The sequence below is a fragment of the Aeromonas sp. 9A genome (genome assembly GCF_963900955.1).
GTDB classification, from domain to species: domain Bacteria; phylum Pseudomonadota; class Gammaproteobacteria; order Enterobacterales; family Aeromonadaceae; genus Aeromonas; species Aeromonas salmonicida.
On sequence record NZ_CAWRFG010000001.1, the window covers coordinates 1,037,992 to 1,053,665 of the forward strand.

The window sequence follows — 15,674 nt, forward strand, 5'->3', positions numbered from 1 at the left end:
GGCGGTTAAACTGTCGGCCGATTCTAGCAGCATTCTTTTCATTCTGACAGTTCCAGAGGCCTCGTCTTGAGTAAGAAATTGATCAAATCCGGCATGATAGTGTCCGGAATGACGCTGATGTCCCGTGTGATGGGCTTGGTTCGCGATGTAGTCATCGCCAATCTGCTCGGTGCCGGGGTGGCCGCAGACGTCTTCTTCTTTGCCAATCGCATTCCCAACTTTCTGCGTCGCTTGTTCGCTGAAGGTGCTTTCAACCAGGCATTTGTTCCCGTGATGACGGAGTACAAGAAAAATGGCGACGAGCGTGAAGTGCGCGAATTGCTGGCCGCGGTAGCGGGTACGCTGGGGGGGATAGTGACAGTCGTGACCCTGCTGGGTGTGTTGGGTTCGGGTGTACTGACGGCGCTGTTCGGCTGGGGCTGGTTCTGGGACTGGTTGCACGGCGGACCCGCTGCAGAGAAGTTCGAGCTGGCCAGCCTGATGCTCAAAATCACCTTTCCCTACCTCTGGTTCATCACCTTCACCGCCATGGCGGGGGCCATCCTCAACACCTTTGGCCGTTTCGCGGTATCCTCGTTCACCCCTGTGTTTCTCAACCTCACCATGATAGGGGCGGCCTGGTGGATAGCGCCCTTGATGGAGCGGCCAGAGATAGCCCTCGCCATCGGTGTCTTTCTCGGCGGTCTGGTGCAGTTCCTGTTCCAGTACCCCTTCCTGCGCCAGATCAACATGCTGGTGTGGCCCAAGTGGGGTTGGCATCATCCTGGGGTGATCAAGATCCGCACCCTGATGATCCCGGCGCTGTTCGGGGTGTCGGTCAGTCAGATCAACCTGCTGATCAACACCATGCTTGCATCCTTTCTTGCCACCGGCGCCATCAGCTATCTCTATTACTCGGATCGCCTGCTGGAGTTTCCCCTCGGCCTGTTTGCGGTGGCCATCAGTACCGTTATCTTGCCTGCGCTGGCCAAGAAGCATGTGGATGCGGACCCGGCCGACTTCTCTCGCACCATGGACTGGGGGGTACGAATGGTGATGCTGCTCGGCCTGCCGGCCATGGTGGGGATAGCCGTGCTGCGCGAGCCCATACTGCGAGTGCTCTTCATGCGCGGCGAGTTCGGCATGCATGAAGTGAGCATGTCCAGTGCCAGTCTGCTGGCTTCCACCACTGGCCTGTTGTCGCTGATGTTGATCAAGGTGCTGGCACCGGGCTACTACGCTCGCCAGGACACCAGAACGCCAGTGCGGATCGGGGTGATGTCCATGATCGCCAACATGGTGTGCAACCTCATCTTCATCTTCCCCCTTGGCTATGTGGGGCTGGCGCTATCCACCGCCTGTTCAGGCTCGTTGAATGCGGCTCTGTTGTTCAAGGGCTTGTATCAACAAGGGGTTTACCGTCCGTCCCGCAATACCGGGCTGTTCTGCCTCAAGTTGCTGGTGGCGACCGTGCTGATGGGAGGCGTGCTTGCCTATCTGTCACCGGATCTCGCCCAGTGGGCTGCCTGGAGCATGGGCAAGGCCAGCTTGCAGCTGACCATGCTGCTCTGCCTGGGAGGGGGAATGTACGGGGTCATCCTGCTGGTACTTGGCATTCGGCCAAGACACCTGAAAGCAGGTCAGCAGCAGGACTGACCCTGCTGCACCATACGGGATTGCCTCGGCGGGCAGGGGATCTGGGCAAGATGCCTGAAATCGGGCCATGAGGGCTGACCCTGCCAGCTGGCTGATATATAATCCGCCGATTTCCATGGCAGCAACGCACAAGGCACTGATGGAGCTTATCCGCGGTATTCACAATATCAAGCCCCGTCACCGGGGATGTGTATTGACCATAGGCAACTTTGATGGGGTCCATCAGGGTCATCATGCCGTGTTGGCGCGCTTGCAGGAAAAAGCCGTTCAACTGGAGTTGCCAGCCTGCGTCATGCTGTTCGAGCCCCAGCCACTGGAACTGTTTGCCGGATCGGCTGCGCCTGCTCGCCTCAGCCGGCTGCGGGAGAAATACGAAGCGCTCAAGAGCATGCAGATCGACCGCATGCTCTGCGTGCGCTTCAACCATCGTTTCGCCGAGCAGTCCCCCAACAGCTTCATCGAGCAGTTGCTGGTCGAAAAACTGGGGGTGCGTTATCTGGTGGTCGGCGATGATTTTCGCTTCGGCAAGGGGCGGGAAGGGGACTTCCACCTGCTGGAGGAGGCGGGCCATCGCTTCGGTTTCGAGGTGATCAGTACCCAGAGCTTCCAGCTCGAACGGCAGCGAGTCAGCAGCACACTCGTACGCGAGGCCCTGAAAGCGGGCCGGATGGCGGAGGTGGAGATGATGCTCGGCCGCCCTTATACCATCAGCGGTCGGGTGGCCCACGGTGACAAGCTGGGCCGCACCATAGGTTTTCCCACCGCCAATCTGGCACTCAAGCGCCAGGTCATCCCGGTCGGTGGCGTGTTCGCAGTGGAAGTGTTATGTTCCGGCAAGACCTTCCCCGGCGTAGCCAATGTGGGTGTACGGCCGACAGTGAATGGCACACAAGCCAGATTGGAAGTACATCTATTTGATTTTTCTGGTGATCTATATGGTCAGCAGGTCAAGGTGCTGCTTCGCCACAAGCTGCGCGAAGAGCAGAAGTTTGCCTCTTTCACCGCCTTGAAAGAGCAGATCGAACGAGATGCCTTGGCGGCCCGAGCCTGGTTCGGGCTGCCACTACTCAATTTACCCAGCACTCTTTTAGAAAAGAAGGGAACCCAGGACTGATGAGCGACTATAAACACACCCTGAATCTTCCGGAAACCGAGTTTCCGATGCGTGGCGATCTGGCCAAACGCGAACCCAACATGCTGAAACGTTGGTACGATCAGGATCTTTACGGCGCCATTCGCCGCGCCAAAGCGGGCAAGCCTTCTTTCATTCTGCATGATGGCCCCCCCTACGCGAACGGCAGCATTCACATCGGTCACTCGGTCAACAAGATCCTCAAAGACGTCATCATCAAGTCCAAGGGCCTCTCCGGCTTCGATTCTCCCTATGTGCCTGGCTGGGATTGTCACGGTCTGCCCATAGAGCTGAAAGTGGAAGGCATGGTTGGCAAGCCGGGTGAGAAAGTCTCCGCTGCCGAGTTCCGCGCCGAGTGTCGCAAATATGCCAAAACCCAGATCGAAGCGCAGAAGACCGACTTCATCCGTCTGGGTGTGTTGGGTGACTGGGAACACCCCTACCTGACCATGGACTTTGGCACCGAAGCCAACATCATCCGTTCCATGGCCAAGATCGTTGAAAATGGCCACCTGCACAAAGGCTCCAAGCCGGTGCACTGGTGTACCGATTGCGGTTCTGCGCTGGCAGAAGCGGAAGTGGAGTACTACGACAAGAACTCCCCCTCCATCGACGTGCGCTTCAAGGCCGTTGACGAGGCGACCGTGGCCGCCAAGTTTGATTGTCCTGAAGGCCACCTTGGCAAGGGCCCGATCTCTGCGGTGATCTGGACCACGACTCCCTGGACTCTGCCGGCCAACCGCGCCATCGCCATGCACGCCGATCTGGACTATGCCCTGGTGCAAGTCGAAGGTGAGCACCCCGAGCGCCTGATCCTGGCCGCCGAGCTGGTCAAGGATGTGATGGACAGGGCCGGTATCGAGAAGTTCCACAATCTGGGTTACACCAAGGGTGCCGCGCTCGAGCTGCTGCGCTTCAACCACCCCTTCTATAGCTTCGATGTGCCTGTGGTACTGGGTGATCACGTCACCCTTGATGCCGGTACCGGCGCCGTTCACACCGCCCCTGGCCATGGTCAGGAAGACTTTGTGGTCGGTCAGAAGTACGGTCTGGAAGTGGCCAATCCGGTTGGCAGCAACGGCGTTTACCTGCCGGATACCGAACTGTTTGCCGGCCAGCACGTGTTCAAGGCCAATGCGGCCGTGGTTGAGGTGTTGACCGAGCGCGGCGCCTTGCTGCATCACATGGTGTTCAACCACTCCTACCCGCACTGCTGGCGTCACAAGACTCCTATCATCTTCCGTGCCACCCCGCAGTGGTTCATCAGCATGGAGCAGAAGGGTCTGCGTCAGCGCGCGCTGGAAGAGATAGAGCGCATCGAGAAAGACGGGATCACCCAGCACGGACAGAGCGGCTGGGTACCTGCCTGGGGCAAGAACCGCATTCAGGCCATGGTCGAGAACCGTCCTGACTGGTGCATCTCTCGTCAGCGTACCTGGGGTGTGCCAATCTCCCTGTTCGTTCACAAGGAGACCCAGCAACTTCACCCGGAATCCGTGCGCCTGATGCACGAAGTCGCCAAGCGTGTCGAGCAGTCCGGCATCCAGGCCTGGTGGGATCTGGACAAGGCCGAGCTGCTGGGCAGCGACGCAGACATGTACGACAAGGTGCCCGACACCCTGGACGTCTGGTTTGACTCAGGCTCGACCCACTCCTCAGTGGTAGATTCTCGTCCCGAGTTCAACGGTCATTCCGCCGATCTCTATCTGGAAGGCTCCGACCAGCACCGCGGCTGGTTCATGTCGTCGCTCATGATCGGCGTGGCCATGAAAGACAAGGCTCCCTACAACCAGGTGCTGACTCACGGCTTTACCGTGGATGGTCAGGGTCGCAAGATGTCCAAGTCCATCGGCAACGTAGTCAGCCCGCAGGATGTGATGAACAAGCTGGGAGCCGACATACTGCGTCTGTGGGTCGCCAGTACCGATTACACCGGCGAGATGACGGTCTCCGACGAGATCCTCAAGCGCTCTGCCGATGCTTATCGCCGCATTCGCAACACAGCCCGCTTCCTGCTGGCCAACCTGAATGGTTTCAATCCAGCAACCGACATGGTGGCTGCCGCCGACATGGTGGTGGTAGATCGCTGGGCAGTGGGTCGTGCCAAGGCAGCGCAAGCCGAGATAGTGACGGCCTTTGAAGAGTACAACTTCCACGGCGTGACCCAGAAGCTGATGCAGTTCTGCTCCATCGAGATGGGTTCATTCTATCTGGATGTCATCAAAGACAGGCAGTACACCGCCAAGGCAGACAGCCTGGCTCGTCGTTCCTGCCAGACTGCGCTCTATCACATCGCCCAGGCCATGGTGCGCTGGATGGCACCCATCATGAGCTTTACCGCGGATGAAATCTGGGCCCTGCTGCCCGGCGAGCGCAGCGAGTTCGTGTTCACCGAGGAGTGGTATGACGGCCTGTTCGGGCTGGATGCCGGCGAGCAGATGGACGATGCCTTCTGGGCCGAGATCCTCACAGTGCGCGGGGAAGTGAACAAGGCGCTGGAAGCGGCCCGGGGCGAGAAACGCATCGGCGGCTCCCTGCAGGCCGAACTGACCCTGTTCGCCAAGCCGGAGTTGGCTGAGCGCCTGAATGCCCTGGCCGATGAGCTGCGCTTCGTGCTGCTCACCTCCAAGGCCAAGGTCGTCACTGCTGACACCGCACCGGAAGGTTCCGTTGCGACGGAGCGTGCTGACCTCTGGCTGAGCGTGGCCCAGTCCGCCGCCGCCAAGTGCGACCGCTGCTGGCATCATGTGGAAGACGTTGGCACCATTGCCGGTCACGAAGAGATCTGTGGCCGCTGCGTCACCAACGTCGAGGGTGACGGCGAAACACGTCAATTTGCCTGATGAACATGACTCAACATAAAAGCGGCCTGCGTTGGCTGTGGCTGGCGGTGCTGGCATTCGTACTGGACCAGGTGAGCAAGCTCGCTGTGGTCAAGATGCTGCCATTTGGCTACCCGGGGGTGGAGATCACCCCCTTTTTCAATCTGGTCCACGTTTACAACAAGGGGGCGGCATTCAGCTTCCTGGCCGATCAAGGTGGCTGGCAGCGTTGGTTCTTCGCCGTGCTGGCGTTTGCCATCTGTGGTTTGCTGATCCACTGGTTGCGCAAGCAATCCGTCACCCAACGCTGGAGCGGTATCGCCTATTCGCTCATCATCGGCGGTGCCCTTGGCAACGTGTTTGATCGACTGGTACTGGGCCATGTGGTCGATTTCCTCGATTTCTACTGGCAGCGTTCCCATTGGCCGGCGTTCAACCTGGCCGACAGCTTCATCTTCATCGGTGCAGTCATGATAGTGCTGGAAGGCTTCCGCTCCGAAAAGAAGAAGGAGGCGCCATGAGCCAGCAGATAGCCGCTGACAGCCGTGTGCTGTTCCACTTTGCCATCAAGCTGGAAGATGGTTCAGTTGCTGACAGCACTGCGCTGCAAGGCAAACCGGCACGCCTGCGGATGGGAGATGGCAGCCTGACAGCCAGCTTCGAGCAGTGTCTGCTGGGGCTGTGTGCAGGTGAGAGCAAGAGCTTCACGCTGACCCCTGAGCAGGCGTTTGGTCTCTCCAATCCCGACAACATCTATCATCTGGACAGAGCCAAGTTCGGCGCCGATGTGGAGCCCAAGATTGGCACCATCATTCTGTTCGACCAACCCAATGGCAGCGAACTGCCCGGTATCATACGGGCGGTGGAAGGCATGTCGGTGACGGTCGATTTCAACCACCCCCTGGCCGGCCATACCGTCACCTTCGAGGTGGAGATCCTGGGCGTTGATGACGAGGAAAAGGTGATCTGATGGATATACTACTGGCTAATCCTCGTGGCTTTTGTGCCGGTGTTGATCGCGCCATCAGCATTGTCGAGAGCGCGCTTGAGAAGTTCGGTGCACCCATCTATGTCCGCCATGAAGTGGTACACAACCGTTATGTGGTGAACAAGCTGAAAGAGGCGGGGGCCGTGTTCGTCGAGGAGCTGGACGAGGTGCCGGATGACAGTATCGTCATCTTCTCCGCCCACGGCGTGGCCAAGACGGTGCGCGAAATGGCCAAGTCCCGTGCCCTCAAGGTGTTCGATGCCACCTGTCCGCTGGTGACCAAGGTACACATGGAAGTCCATCGTGCCAGCCGCAAGGGCTCCGAAGCCGTGCTCATTGGTCACGCGGGTCACCCGGAGGTGATCGGCACCATGGGCCAGTACGAAAACCGCGAAGGTGGCATGTATCTGGTGGAAACGCCTGACGATGTGGCCAGGCTCAAGGTGAAGAATCCGGATGATCTCTGCTTCGTCACCCAGACCACCCTGAGTGTCGATGAGACCTCGGATGTGATCGACGCCCTGCGCAAGCAGTTCCCCAAGATCCAGGGGCCACGCAAGGACGACATCTGCTACGCCACCCAGAACCGCCAGGATGCGGTGCGGGAGATGGCTGGACTGGTAGACGTCATGCTGGTGGTCGGGTCACGCAACTCTTCCAACTCCAACCGCCTGCGCGAGCTGGCCGAGAAGGTGGGCAGCAAAGCCTATCTTATCGACGATGCTTCCATGATCGAAACCGGCTGGCTGGAGGGCGTCAAGGCGATCGGCGTCACTGCGGGAGCCTCCGCGCCGGACGTGCTGGTGCAGAACGTCATCGCCCGCCTGCGCGAGCTGGGTGGCAATATGGTCGTCGAGCACCCGGGTCGTGAAGAGAACGTGGTGTTTGAAGTGCCGCCGGAGCTGCGGATCCTTTGATCCGCATCCTGTTGGTCGGGATGAGATGATGAGTCCCCGAGCCACCTCCTGCGAGGTGGCTTTTTTATGCACGATTCTTATGAATCTTGTTTACCCGGGGGCCGCAGGAACCCAGCGAAAATTGATGATGTATGTCCAAGATTTGAGTAGATTGAATTGCAAGCGAAGAGCCGCAGTCTAGACTGCTGATGATCTTATCATCTGACTTGATGGCACACGGATAAGCAGACAAGCCCCCAACAAAATCAGAGCGAAACAGGATGTTTTTGCGTTCAGGTTTTAGTCTTATCGAGCTGATGGTCACCATAGCGATCGTATCGATCCTGCTGACCCTGGGAATCCCTTCTCTAAGTGCGGTATTGCGCAACATCACGCTGACCACCCAGGCCAACAATTTCGTGGCCGCCATCAACCTTGCCCGCTCCGAAGCCATTCGCCGCAATACGACGGTGACCCTTTCCGCCTCAGCCAGCAACCTAACCCAGCATCATTGGGAGTCGGGCTGGCAGATCTGGGTCGATAGCAACGGCAATGGCACCCTGGATAACGGTGAGCTGCTGCGCCTCTTCCCCGACATGGGGTCAGGCACTCTGATCAGCAATACTTCGCTCTTGCGTTTCAGTGGTAACGGCTTTCTCGATGGCCGCCAGCAGGCGACGCAGGTGTTTTCCCTGCAACCACCTGACTGCGCCGCCGAGCCGGCACGGGACATCATGATCACTCCCGCCGGCCGTCCCTCCATCCAGGAGACCAGCTGCATATGAAGCGTCAACGAGGGCTGTCACTGCTCGAAATTCTGATCTCCGTGCTGGTACTGTCGGTTGGTATCCTCGGCATGGCGACCCTGCAACTGCAGGCGCTCAAGAGCAACCAGTCGGCGCTGACCCGTACCGAGGCGACCCAATACGCCGACATGATCACCGACATGATGCGAGCCAACCGCAGCGCGGCCCTGCTCGGCCAGTACAACGTGGGGCTGGGGGAGGCCGTCTCCGGCAGCTCGATGGCCATGTTGGATCTGCAGTACTGGAAACAGGCGCTGACCGGTCTGCCGAGCGGCGATGGTGCCATTGTGATCAGCGCGGGGCAGGCCACCATCACTATTCAGTGGGATGCAAGCCGGCTGGCGACCGAGCCTTCGTTGCGCAGCATGACACTGAGGACGGATCTATGAGCGGGCGGCAGTCACTGCGACGGCAGGGCGGGGTCGGTCTGGTGGAGGTCATGATAGCCCTAGTGCTGTCTCTGCTGACGGTGGGTATCATCATTCAGGTCTTTCTCGGCAACCATAAGACCTATCTGATAGGCGAGGCCATCGCCCGGGTGCAGGAAGACAGCCGGTTTGCCGTCAACTTGCTGCAAAAAGAGCTGCGAATGGTGGGCTATCAGGGGTGTTTGAGCAAGCAGGGGGTCAACATCACCAATACCCTCACCGGCGGGGCTGCACTACCCTACAACTTCACCGTCTATCTGCGTGGCTATGACAATGTCACTGCCACTCTGCCCGCTGCCTTGTCGGCCCTGTTCACCGCGGCCGAGCCCAAGCCCAGATCGGGTAGTGACGTCTTGTTGATCCAGGGACCGACCGGGGCCGGGGTGCCGGTGACTCGCAATAACAGCGCTGCCCAGCTGTTCGTGCAGCAGATCTCCAGCAAGGCGAACTACTGCGGCACCGGCAAGCAGGGTTACAGCGACCTGTGCGAGGGGGACATCGTCATGGTATCCGATTGTCAGAAGGCCCGGATATTCCAGATCACCCAAACTCAGGTGGTGGGGGCGGGGACCGAGGTCAACATAGGTCACTCCAATGACAACAAGTTTGTTCCCGGGAATGCTGTCAGCTCCTGGGGGGGGGCCAGCAGCCCGGTTGAGGAACGCTTTGGTGCCGGTTCGATACTGAGCCGGATGGAGACCCGGCTCTACTACATTGCCCGGGCTTCGACCACCGCCCCCTACGCCCTCTATCGCAAGAGTGGTCTCGCCGCCGGCATGCCGCTGGTCGAAGGAGTGGCCGATATTCAGCTGACCTTCGGCGAGGATCAGAACCGGGATCGGGCGGCGGATCGTTACGTGAGCGCCGCCAGCAATCCGAACTGGGACAACGTGCTGGGGATTGGTGTCCAGCTCTTGATGCGCAGCGCTCAGGGCAATCTGGTCTCCGCGCCCCAGGCCTTGAGCTTCGCGGGCTCGACCTTCCAGGCGGGCGACAATCACTGGTACTGGGTAGCCGAGACCACGGTCGCCCTGCGCAACCGGCTGCCATGAGGATGGAACCCATGATGCCTAGACAACAGGGAATGGCACTGGCGATCAGCCTGATTTTTCTGGCCATGGTGAGCCTGCTGGCGATGGCCAGCATGCAGGGCGCACTGTTGCAGGAGAAGATGGCGGGCAACCAGAAGGAATCGCAGCAGGCGTTGCAGGCGGCGGAGGCCGGCTTGCGTGCCGCCGAACGCTATCTGGAAGCCGGTAATTCAGGTCCCTATGACAACAGCGCCGGTTTGTACGAGTTCGTCACCGTGGCGGTGGATCCCACGTCTGTGTCCACGGCCTGGCGTACCTATGCCAACAGCGGTCTGGCGGGGCGCGCCCCCGAGTACTTCATCGAGCGACTGCCCTACACCCAGGCTGGCAACGAGAGTCTGGCGGTCGACGAACCCATAGGCGAGCGTCGCCTCTATCGCATCACGGCAAGGGGATTCGGTCTCTCGGATGAGAGCCGGGTGCTGTTGCAATCGACCTACAGCCGCTAGGAGGGCAACCCATGCGCACATCTGGCTACGGACTCTCGGTCCTGCTGCTCTGCTCGTCGGTGCAGGCCGCGCTCGATATTGCCCAGGTTCCCCTCTATCTCGGCACCCGGGCTGAGCCCAACATCATGTTCAGCCTCGATGACTCCGGCTCCATGCACTTCGAGCTGATGCCGGAGGGACTGATCGAGAACAGTGCCCGCTACGTCTATCCCCGCGTCGACAACGTGTATGGCAGCGAGGACTATGACAACCGGACCGTCACCTTCACCAGCAACAACAACCGCAACGCCTATACCCGCTCGAGCAACAACAACAAGCTCTACTACAACCCGCTGCAGAGCTACCGCCCCTGGGCCAAGGCGGATGGCACCCTGATGGCGAATGCCAGCATCAGCTGTGCGCCGCACAATCCCTTCAATACGGCAGCCGGTTGCCGTGACCTGACCAAGAACAACCGATCGAGATCGCTGCGTTACTACACCGGATTCTCCTCCAGCGACTACAACGATGACGAGACGTTCTGGCCCGCTGTCTACTTTGCCTACAAGGGCAGTGGCGATGTGAAGAAGGTGGGTAGCTACACCAGGGTCGAGATCAAGTCGGGCAGCACCTATGGTGGACGCCCCAACCGTAGCGACTGCAAGAGTGCACCCGTCTGCACCTATGACGAGGAGATCCAGAACTTCGCCAACTGGTATACCTACTACCGCTCCAGGATCCTGGCGGCCCGGGCCGGGGTTGGGCGGGCCTTTGCCAGTCAGGGGCAGGCCATTCGGGTCGGCTTTGCCACCATCAACGCTAGTGGCAGCGTGATCCGTGGTGTGGCCCCCTTCTCCGGTACCGATCGCAGTGCATTTTTCAGCGACCTCTACAGCCGCGACATTCCGGCGTCCGGCACACCGCTGCGCACCAGTCTGAAGGATGTGGGGGAGTACTTCTCCCGTACCGACAACAAAGGCCCTTGGGCCGCCAGTGCGGGCAGCACACTGCCGCACCTCACCTGCCGCCAGAGTTACAACATCCTGATGACGGACGGCTACTGGAACGGAGACACCCCTTCGGTGGGGGATCAGGACAAGGACGGTTACAGCAATACCCTGGCCGACGTAGCCTACCGGTATTGGAAGACGGATCTGCGTACCGACCTGGCCGACAAGGTACCAACTAGCACCGTGGATCCTGCCAACTGGCAGCATCTGGTCAATTTTACCGTCGGGCTGGGGGTGAATGGCTCACTCAATCCGGCCAGCGGCACCCCGAGCAGCTGGCCCAATCCCCATGATCCGGATGACAAGGAGTACAAAAACCCGACCTACATTCCGGAGTATAAGATCGATGATCTCTGGCATGCGGCGCTCAACAGCAAGGGCAGCTTCTTCAGTGCTGCCGACCCGGATACCTTTGCCTCCGCCCTGAGCAGTACCCTGGCCCAGATCGCGGCCCGCAACAGCTCCGCCAGTTCGGTGACCGCCAACGCGACTCGGCTGGACAGCAATACCCACATTTATCAGGCACGTTACAACAGCGGGGACTGGTCGGGACAACTGGTTTCCATTCCGCTCAACAGCGATGGCTCACTGGGCACTATGGCCTGGGATGCGGCGACCCTGATCCCGGCTCATTCGGCCCGCACTATTTTCACCCGGCAAAACGGGGTCGGCATCCCTTTTACCTGGGCCGATCTTGATAACACCAACCGTGCCCTGTTCAACATTTCCGGTGACAACCAGGGGGAGAGCCGGGTCGCCTATCTGCGCGGTGATCGTAGCCGTGAACAGAGCAATGGCGGCCTGTTTCGCAGTCGCAGCGATCTGCTGGGGGACATCATCAACTCGGATCCCGTCTATGTCGGCGTCCGGGATTACGGCTATGCCAGTGCTACCGGGCTGAACCAGACAGAGCGTGACAGCTACCAGACATTCCTCGGCTCGCCGGCGATCAGTCGCCGTACACCCATGCTCTATGTGGGGGCCAATGATGGCATGTTGCATGGGTTTCGCGTCGCCAACGGGGTCGAGAAGCTGGCATACATTCCCGCTAGCCTGCTGGGGGAACTGAGCCTGTTGACCAAGCCTGATTACAGCCATCGCTACTATGTGGATGGGACGCCCAAGGTCGGCGATGCCTACCTGGGCAGTAGCTGGAAGACGGTTCTGCTGGGGTCGACGGGGGCCGGTGGCAAGGCGGTATTTGCCATAGACGTGACGGCGCCGGACAATTTCAGCGCCGACAAGATGCTGTGGGAGTTCACCAACACCGAGATGGGGGTTGCACTGGCGGCGCCGACCCTGGTCAGGGTCAAGTCCGGCAGCAAGTGGGTGGCGCTGGTGGCCAATGGCTACAACAGTACCAGCCAGACGGCGCGTCTGTTTGTGCTGGATCTGGCAACCGGCGCCGTGATCAGGGAGCTGGATACCCAGGTGGGGTCTGCCAGTGAGCCCAATGGTCTCTCCTCCCCCTTGCCGGTGGATGAGGATGGTGATCGGGTGGCTGACTATGTGTATGCCGGTGATCTGCAGGGTAACCTGTGGAAGTTCGATCTGACGGACAACAACAGCGCCCAGTGGGGCAGTGCTTTCAAGACCGGCAACAAGCCAAAGCCGCTGTTCCAGGCCTGCAATGGCACCTGCTCGGCCAGTACGCGCCAACCCATCACCATGCGGCCATTGGCGATCCGCCATCCCAAGGGGGGCATCATGGTGCTGATGGGGACGGGGAGCTATTTCACCAACGATGACAAGCTGTTGCCTGCAACTCCGAGGCTGGAGGCCGTCTATGGCATCTGGGACACGGGGGCAGGGGTGAGCAGCAGCCAGTTGTTGCAACAGAGCATCACCCACGAGTATCCGGCCAATGGCACCTCCATCAAGTTCAACGTGCGGGTGGTGTCCAGCAAGGCGGTTAACTACACCAGCCAGAAGGGGTGGTACCTGATCTTGAAGTCACCCGGGCTGAGCAAGGGGGTAGGGGAGCGCGCCGTATCAGAGATGCTGTCTCGGAACAAGCGGCTGATCTTCAACACCCTGATCCCCTCGGCAGATGCGTGTGACTTCGGTGGCCGTTCCTGGTTGATGGAGCTGGATCCCGTGTCGGGGGCCCGTTTGACCTATTCGGTGTTTGACGTCAATGGTGACGGTGCCGTCAACGATGATGACTATGTGGGAATCAAGGATGATGCCGGCAATGACGTCAAGGTGCCGGTCAGTGGCAAGCAATTTGACGAACTCACCACGACCCCGAGCGTGGTGGAGGATGCGGACATGGAGCGTAAATACATCAGCGGGTCCAGTGGCAACATATCGGTCACGCTGGAAGAGGGGGCGGGCGATCTGGGTGGTCGTCAATCCTGGTTGCAACTGGACTAGAGGCTGGCATGGAACGTGGATTTTCCCTGATGGAGTTGATGATTGCGGTGGCCGTGATGGCCATCCTGACCGTGATCGCCTACCCCAGTTACAACAACTACATCGCCTCGGCCAAACGGGCCGAAGCCAAGGCGGCCCTGCTGGAGGCCGCGCAATATCTGGAGCGGCAGTTTACCGCGGAGGGCAACTATGATGGCGGGAATCTGGCCTCTGCCGGACTGGCGACCCTGCCAAAGGAGGGGGGCGGGGCTTATTACAACCTGGCGCTCAATGCCAGCGGGGGGCGTTATACACTGACGGCAATTCCAACCGGAGCCATGAATGGTGACCCCTGCGGCCTGCTGACCCTGGATCAGGGCGGGCAGCAGGGGGTATCTGGTGCCACCATGACGGCGGCGGAGTGCTGGTAGGACGTCGATACCGGTCGCCTGTTACCAGCAATCGGCAGGGGTCTTGGTGTCGGCCTTGTTGAGTGTCAGGGTATCGCAGGCGGTGCTGCCGGCCTTGTCCCCGACCTGAGCCCCTTTGGTGGTGGCGATCAGGGTATAGGTGGTTGCGGTCGCCCCTGAAATGCTGAAGGTGTAGTAATCGCTGGCAGGGTTGCCCACCTGGGAGGGGGTGGCGCTGTAGCTGGTGTTGGAGACCCGAAACTCCTCTTGCTTGAGCTGCATGCTGAGCAATCCCTTGAAGGCTTCTGCCCGGCGGGATTTGCGCAACCCATCGGTGAAGCTGGGGTAGGCGACAGAGGCAATGATGGCGACAATGGCGATCACGACCATCAACTCCAGCAGTGTGATACCTGATTGTTTGATTCTCATGGACGGCATGGTTCGTGAAACAGGTTGATACTATAGGATAGTACTCACAGTACGCTCTACTGGCATGAGCAAAAAGAAAGGAGTCTTGAGCTAATGGAATGCACAGAGGGCAGATCCGCCGGTTTTACCCTGATCGAACTGATGGTTGCCCTGGCCCTGGTCGCCCTGCTGTTGACCGTTGCCATCCCCAGTTATCAGTCATTGCGCCAGGACCAGATGGTCAAGGCGGCGACTCAGGCCGTCTATACGGACGTGATGCTGCTCAAGTCCGAAGCACTCAAGCGCAATCGCAACTTGCAGATGATCCTGTTCAACAGTGGTACCAACAACTGGTGCTATCGCATCAGTATCGACGGGACTTGCGGCAGTTGCGGCGATGCTTGCTCCAGTATCGAGGGTCGCAAGGGGGCTGATGCCAGCGAGTTCCCGGGGATTGTCCTGACTGCGACCTATACCGAATCATCGAACCAGGTGCGACCCATCACGTTTTCTCCCCGTCGCGGCACCCTGCCCAGCGGCAGCATCACGGTTGCTTCATCCGTTGCCAGCATGAAGGTGGTGACCAACAACCTCGGACGGGTACGCACCTGTGCCGTCAGCAGCCTGGTCGGGGAGGTGGCATGCGATTGAGGGCCCATGGCTTCAACCTGGTCGAACTGATGGTCGCCATGGTGGCCGGGCTGCTGCTGGTCGCGGCCGTCACCTCGCTGTTTGCCACCATCCTCAAGGCCAATCATACCGCCATGCAGACCAGTCGCCTGAATCAGGAGATCCAGCTGCTGACGGACATGATAGCGCGCGATATCCAGCGAACCGGATATGACACTAATGCGACTCAATTTCTTGCCGCAGCATCCGGCAGCCGCTCCAGTTTCTACTTTGATGCGGCAACGGATCTGATGAGTGAAACGGCGACGGGTTCCGGCCTCTACACCTGTATCAGGGTCCGCTATGACAATGATGAGAACGGTGTACTGAACACGGATGACGCCCGGATCTACAGCTACAGCAGTGCTGACAAGGGGATCAAGCAGGGGGCTGGCACGACGACATGTGGCAACGGAAGCCTTGTTTCTACCGATGACACCATAGAGATAACCGCCATGACCCTCAGATTGCTGCCGAGCAGCCAGGTCAGCGGGGCGCGGGCACTGCAGTTGGTGATGAACGGTCGCTTCAAGTCTGCGCCCGCACTGACCCTGAATCTGCAGCGGGACATCAAACTGCGTAATGATGGGTACTGA

At 59.6% G+C, this 15,674-nt stretch carries 15 protein-coding genes; 14 read left to right on the forward strand and 1 reads right to left on the reverse strand.

Features of this window, described 5'->3' with window-relative positions:
• The first annotated feature begins 66 nt into the window (after positions 1–66).
• From murJ to tppA, 12 genes are all read left to right on the forward strand, one after another.
• On the forward strand, positions 67–1,635 hold the full coding sequence (murJ, locus tag AACX78_RS05145) for a murein biosynthesis integral membrane protein MurJ (RefSeq protein WP_159165577.1): 1,569 nt from the start codon (positions 67–69) through the stop codon (positions 1,633–1,635).
• A 139-nt stretch (positions 1,636–1,774) separates the two neighbouring features.
• Positions 1,775–2,749: a bifunctional riboflavin kinase/FAD synthetase gene (gene ribF, locus AACX78_RS05150; protein WP_059111817.1), complete on the forward strand. Its 975-nt coding sequence runs from the start codon at positions 1,775–1,777 to the stop codon at positions 2,747–2,749.
• Complete coding sequence (gene ileS, locus AACX78_RS05155; protein ID WP_159165578.1) at positions 2,749–5,610, forward strand: isoleucine--tRNA ligase; 2,862 nt, start codon at positions 2,749–2,751, stop codon at positions 5,608–5,610. Before ribF ends, ileS begins: the two co-directional genes overlap by 1 nt.
• Positions 5,610–6,110 carry a signal peptidase II gene (gene lspA, locus AACX78_RS05160; RefSeq protein WP_159165579.1) on the forward strand — a complete coding sequence of 167 codons (501 nt, stop codon included), beginning with the start codon at positions 5,610–5,612 and terminating at the stop codon, positions 6,108–6,110. Before ileS ends, lspA begins: the two co-directional genes overlap by 1 nt.
• On the forward strand, positions 6,107–6,559 hold the full coding sequence (gene fkpB, locus AACX78_RS05165; RefSeq protein WP_159165580.1) for an FKBP-type peptidyl-prolyl cis-trans isomerase: 453 nt from the start codon (positions 6,107–6,109) through the stop codon (positions 6,557–6,559). The genes lspA and fkpB overlap by 4 nt, the downstream gene beginning before the upstream one ends.
• Complete coding sequence (ispH, locus tag AACX78_RS05170; protein WP_059111730.1) at positions 6,559–7,494, forward strand: 4-hydroxy-3-methylbut-2-enyl diphosphate reductase; 936 nt, start codon at positions 6,559–6,561, stop codon at positions 7,492–7,494. Before fkpB ends, ispH begins: the two co-directional genes overlap by 1 nt.
• A gap of 260 nt (positions 7,495–7,754) precedes the next feature.
• Complete coding sequence (gene tppE / locus AACX78_RS05175) at positions 7,755–8,258, forward strand: type IVa pilus pseudopilin TppE (protein ID WP_159165581.1); 504 nt, start codon at positions 7,755–7,757, stop codon at positions 8,256–8,258.
• Entirely contained in the window at positions 8,255–8,668 is a 414-nt protein-coding gene (gene pilV, locus AACX78_RS05180; protein WP_159165582.1) for a type IV pilus modification protein PilV, read from the forward strand. The genes tppE and pilV overlap by 4 nt, the downstream gene beginning before the upstream one ends.
• A complete protein-coding gene (locus AACX78_RS05185; protein ID WP_159165583.1) occupies positions 8,665–9,759 on the forward strand; it encodes a PilW family protein in 1,095 nt (364 codons plus the stop codon). Before pilV ends, AACX78_RS05185 begins: the two co-directional genes overlap by 4 nt.
• 11 nt (positions 9,760–9,770) lie before the next feature.
• Complete coding sequence (locus AACX78_RS05190) at positions 9,771–10,247, forward strand: pilus assembly PilX family protein (RefSeq protein WP_111588082.1); 477 nt, start codon at positions 9,771–9,773, stop codon at positions 10,245–10,247.
• Between the two features lie 11 nt (positions 10,248–10,258).
• Positions 10,259–13,612 carry a pilus assembly protein gene (locus AACX78_RS05195; protein WP_159165584.1) on the forward strand — a complete coding sequence of 1,118 codons (3,354 nt, stop codon included), beginning with the start codon at positions 10,259–10,261 and terminating at the stop codon, positions 13,610–13,612.
• An 8-nt stretch (positions 13,613–13,620) separates the two neighbouring features.
• Positions 13,621–14,022, forward strand: coding sequence for a type IVa pilus pseudopilin TppA (tppA, locus tag AACX78_RS05200; protein ID WP_034523553.1), 402 nt, complete (start codon positions 13,621–13,623; stop codon positions 14,020–14,022).
• Between the two features lie 21 nt (positions 14,023–14,043).
• Here the strand turns inward: tppA and AACX78_RS05205 are convergent, their stop codons facing one another.
• Complete coding sequence (locus AACX78_RS05205) at positions 14,044–14,430, reverse strand: type IV pilin protein (RefSeq protein ID WP_159165585.1); 387 nt, start codon at positions 14,428–14,430, stop codon at positions 14,044–14,046.
• Positions 14,431–14,523: 93 nt separating this feature from the next.
• On the opposite strand from AACX78_RS05205, the gene AACX78_RS05210 reads away from it, so the two are divergent.
• Positions 14,524–15,060, forward strand: a complete 537-nt coding sequence (locus tag AACX78_RS05210; protein WP_021138590.1) for a GspH/FimT family pseudopilin — start codon at positions 14,524–14,526, stop codon at positions 15,058–15,060.
• Positions 15,051–15,674 (forward strand): PilW family protein, encoded by a 624-nt coding sequence (locus AACX78_RS05215; protein WP_159165586.1) that lies wholly within the window; start codon positions 15,051–15,053, stop codon positions 15,672–15,674. Before AACX78_RS05210 ends, AACX78_RS05215 begins: the two co-directional genes overlap by 10 nt.

What these genes read in the sequence shown, in the direction of transcription:
- ribF (WP_059111817.1), top strand. Translation starts at nt 1,775, where the DNA reads ATGGAGCTTATCCGCGGTATTCACAATATCAAGCCCCGTCACCGGGGA.
- fkpB (WP_159165580.1), top strand. Translation starts at nt 6,107, where the DNA reads ATGAGCCAGCAGATAGCCGCTGACAGCCGTGTGCTGTTCCACTTTGCC.
- AACX78_RS05195 (WP_159165584.1), top strand. Translation starts at nt 10,259, where the DNA reads ATGCGCACATCTGGCTACGGACTCTCGGTCCTGCTGCTCTGCTCGTCG.
- AACX78_RS05210 (WP_021138590.1), top strand. Translation starts at nt 14,524, where the DNA reads ATGGAATGCACAGAGGGCAGATCCGCCGGTTTTACCCTGATCGAACTG.
- ispH (WP_059111730.1), top strand. Translation starts at nt 6,559, where the DNA reads ATGGATATACTACTGGCTAATCCTCGTGGCTTTTGTGCCGGTGTTGAT.
- tppA (WP_034523553.1), top strand. Translation starts at nt 13,621, where the DNA reads ATGGAACGTGGATTTTCCCTGATGGAGTTGATGATTGCGGTGGCCGTG.
- AACX78_RS05215 (WP_159165586.1), top strand. Translation starts at nt 15,051, where the DNA reads ATGCGATTGAGGGCCCATGGCTTCAACCTGGTCGAACTGATGGTCGCC.
- pilV (WP_159165582.1), top strand. Translation starts at nt 8,255, where the DNA reads ATGAAGCGTCAACGAGGGCTGTCACTGCTCGAAATTCTGATCTCCGTG.
- AACX78_RS05185 (WP_159165583.1), top strand. Translation starts at nt 8,665, where the DNA reads ATGAGCGGGCGGCAGTCACTGCGACGGCAGGGCGGGGTCGGTCTGGTG.
- AACX78_RS05205 (WP_159165585.1), bottom strand. Translation starts at nt 14,430, where the DNA reads ATGAGAATCAAACAATCAGGTATCACACTGCTGGAGTTGATGGTCGTG.
- ileS (WP_159165578.1), top strand. Translation starts at nt 2,749, where the DNA reads ATGAGCGACTATAAACACACCCTGAATCTTCCGGAAACCGAGTTTCCG.
- lspA (WP_159165579.1), top strand. Translation starts at nt 5,610, where the DNA reads ATGAACATGACTCAACATAAAAGCGGCCTGCGTTGGCTGTGGCTGGCG.
- AACX78_RS05190 (WP_111588082.1), top strand. Translation starts at nt 9,771, where the DNA reads ATGATGCCTAGACAACAGGGAATGGCACTGGCGATCAGCCTGATTTTT.
- tppE (WP_159165581.1), top strand. Translation starts at nt 7,755, where the DNA reads ATGTTTTTGCGTTCAGGTTTTAGTCTTATCGAGCTGATGGTCACCATA.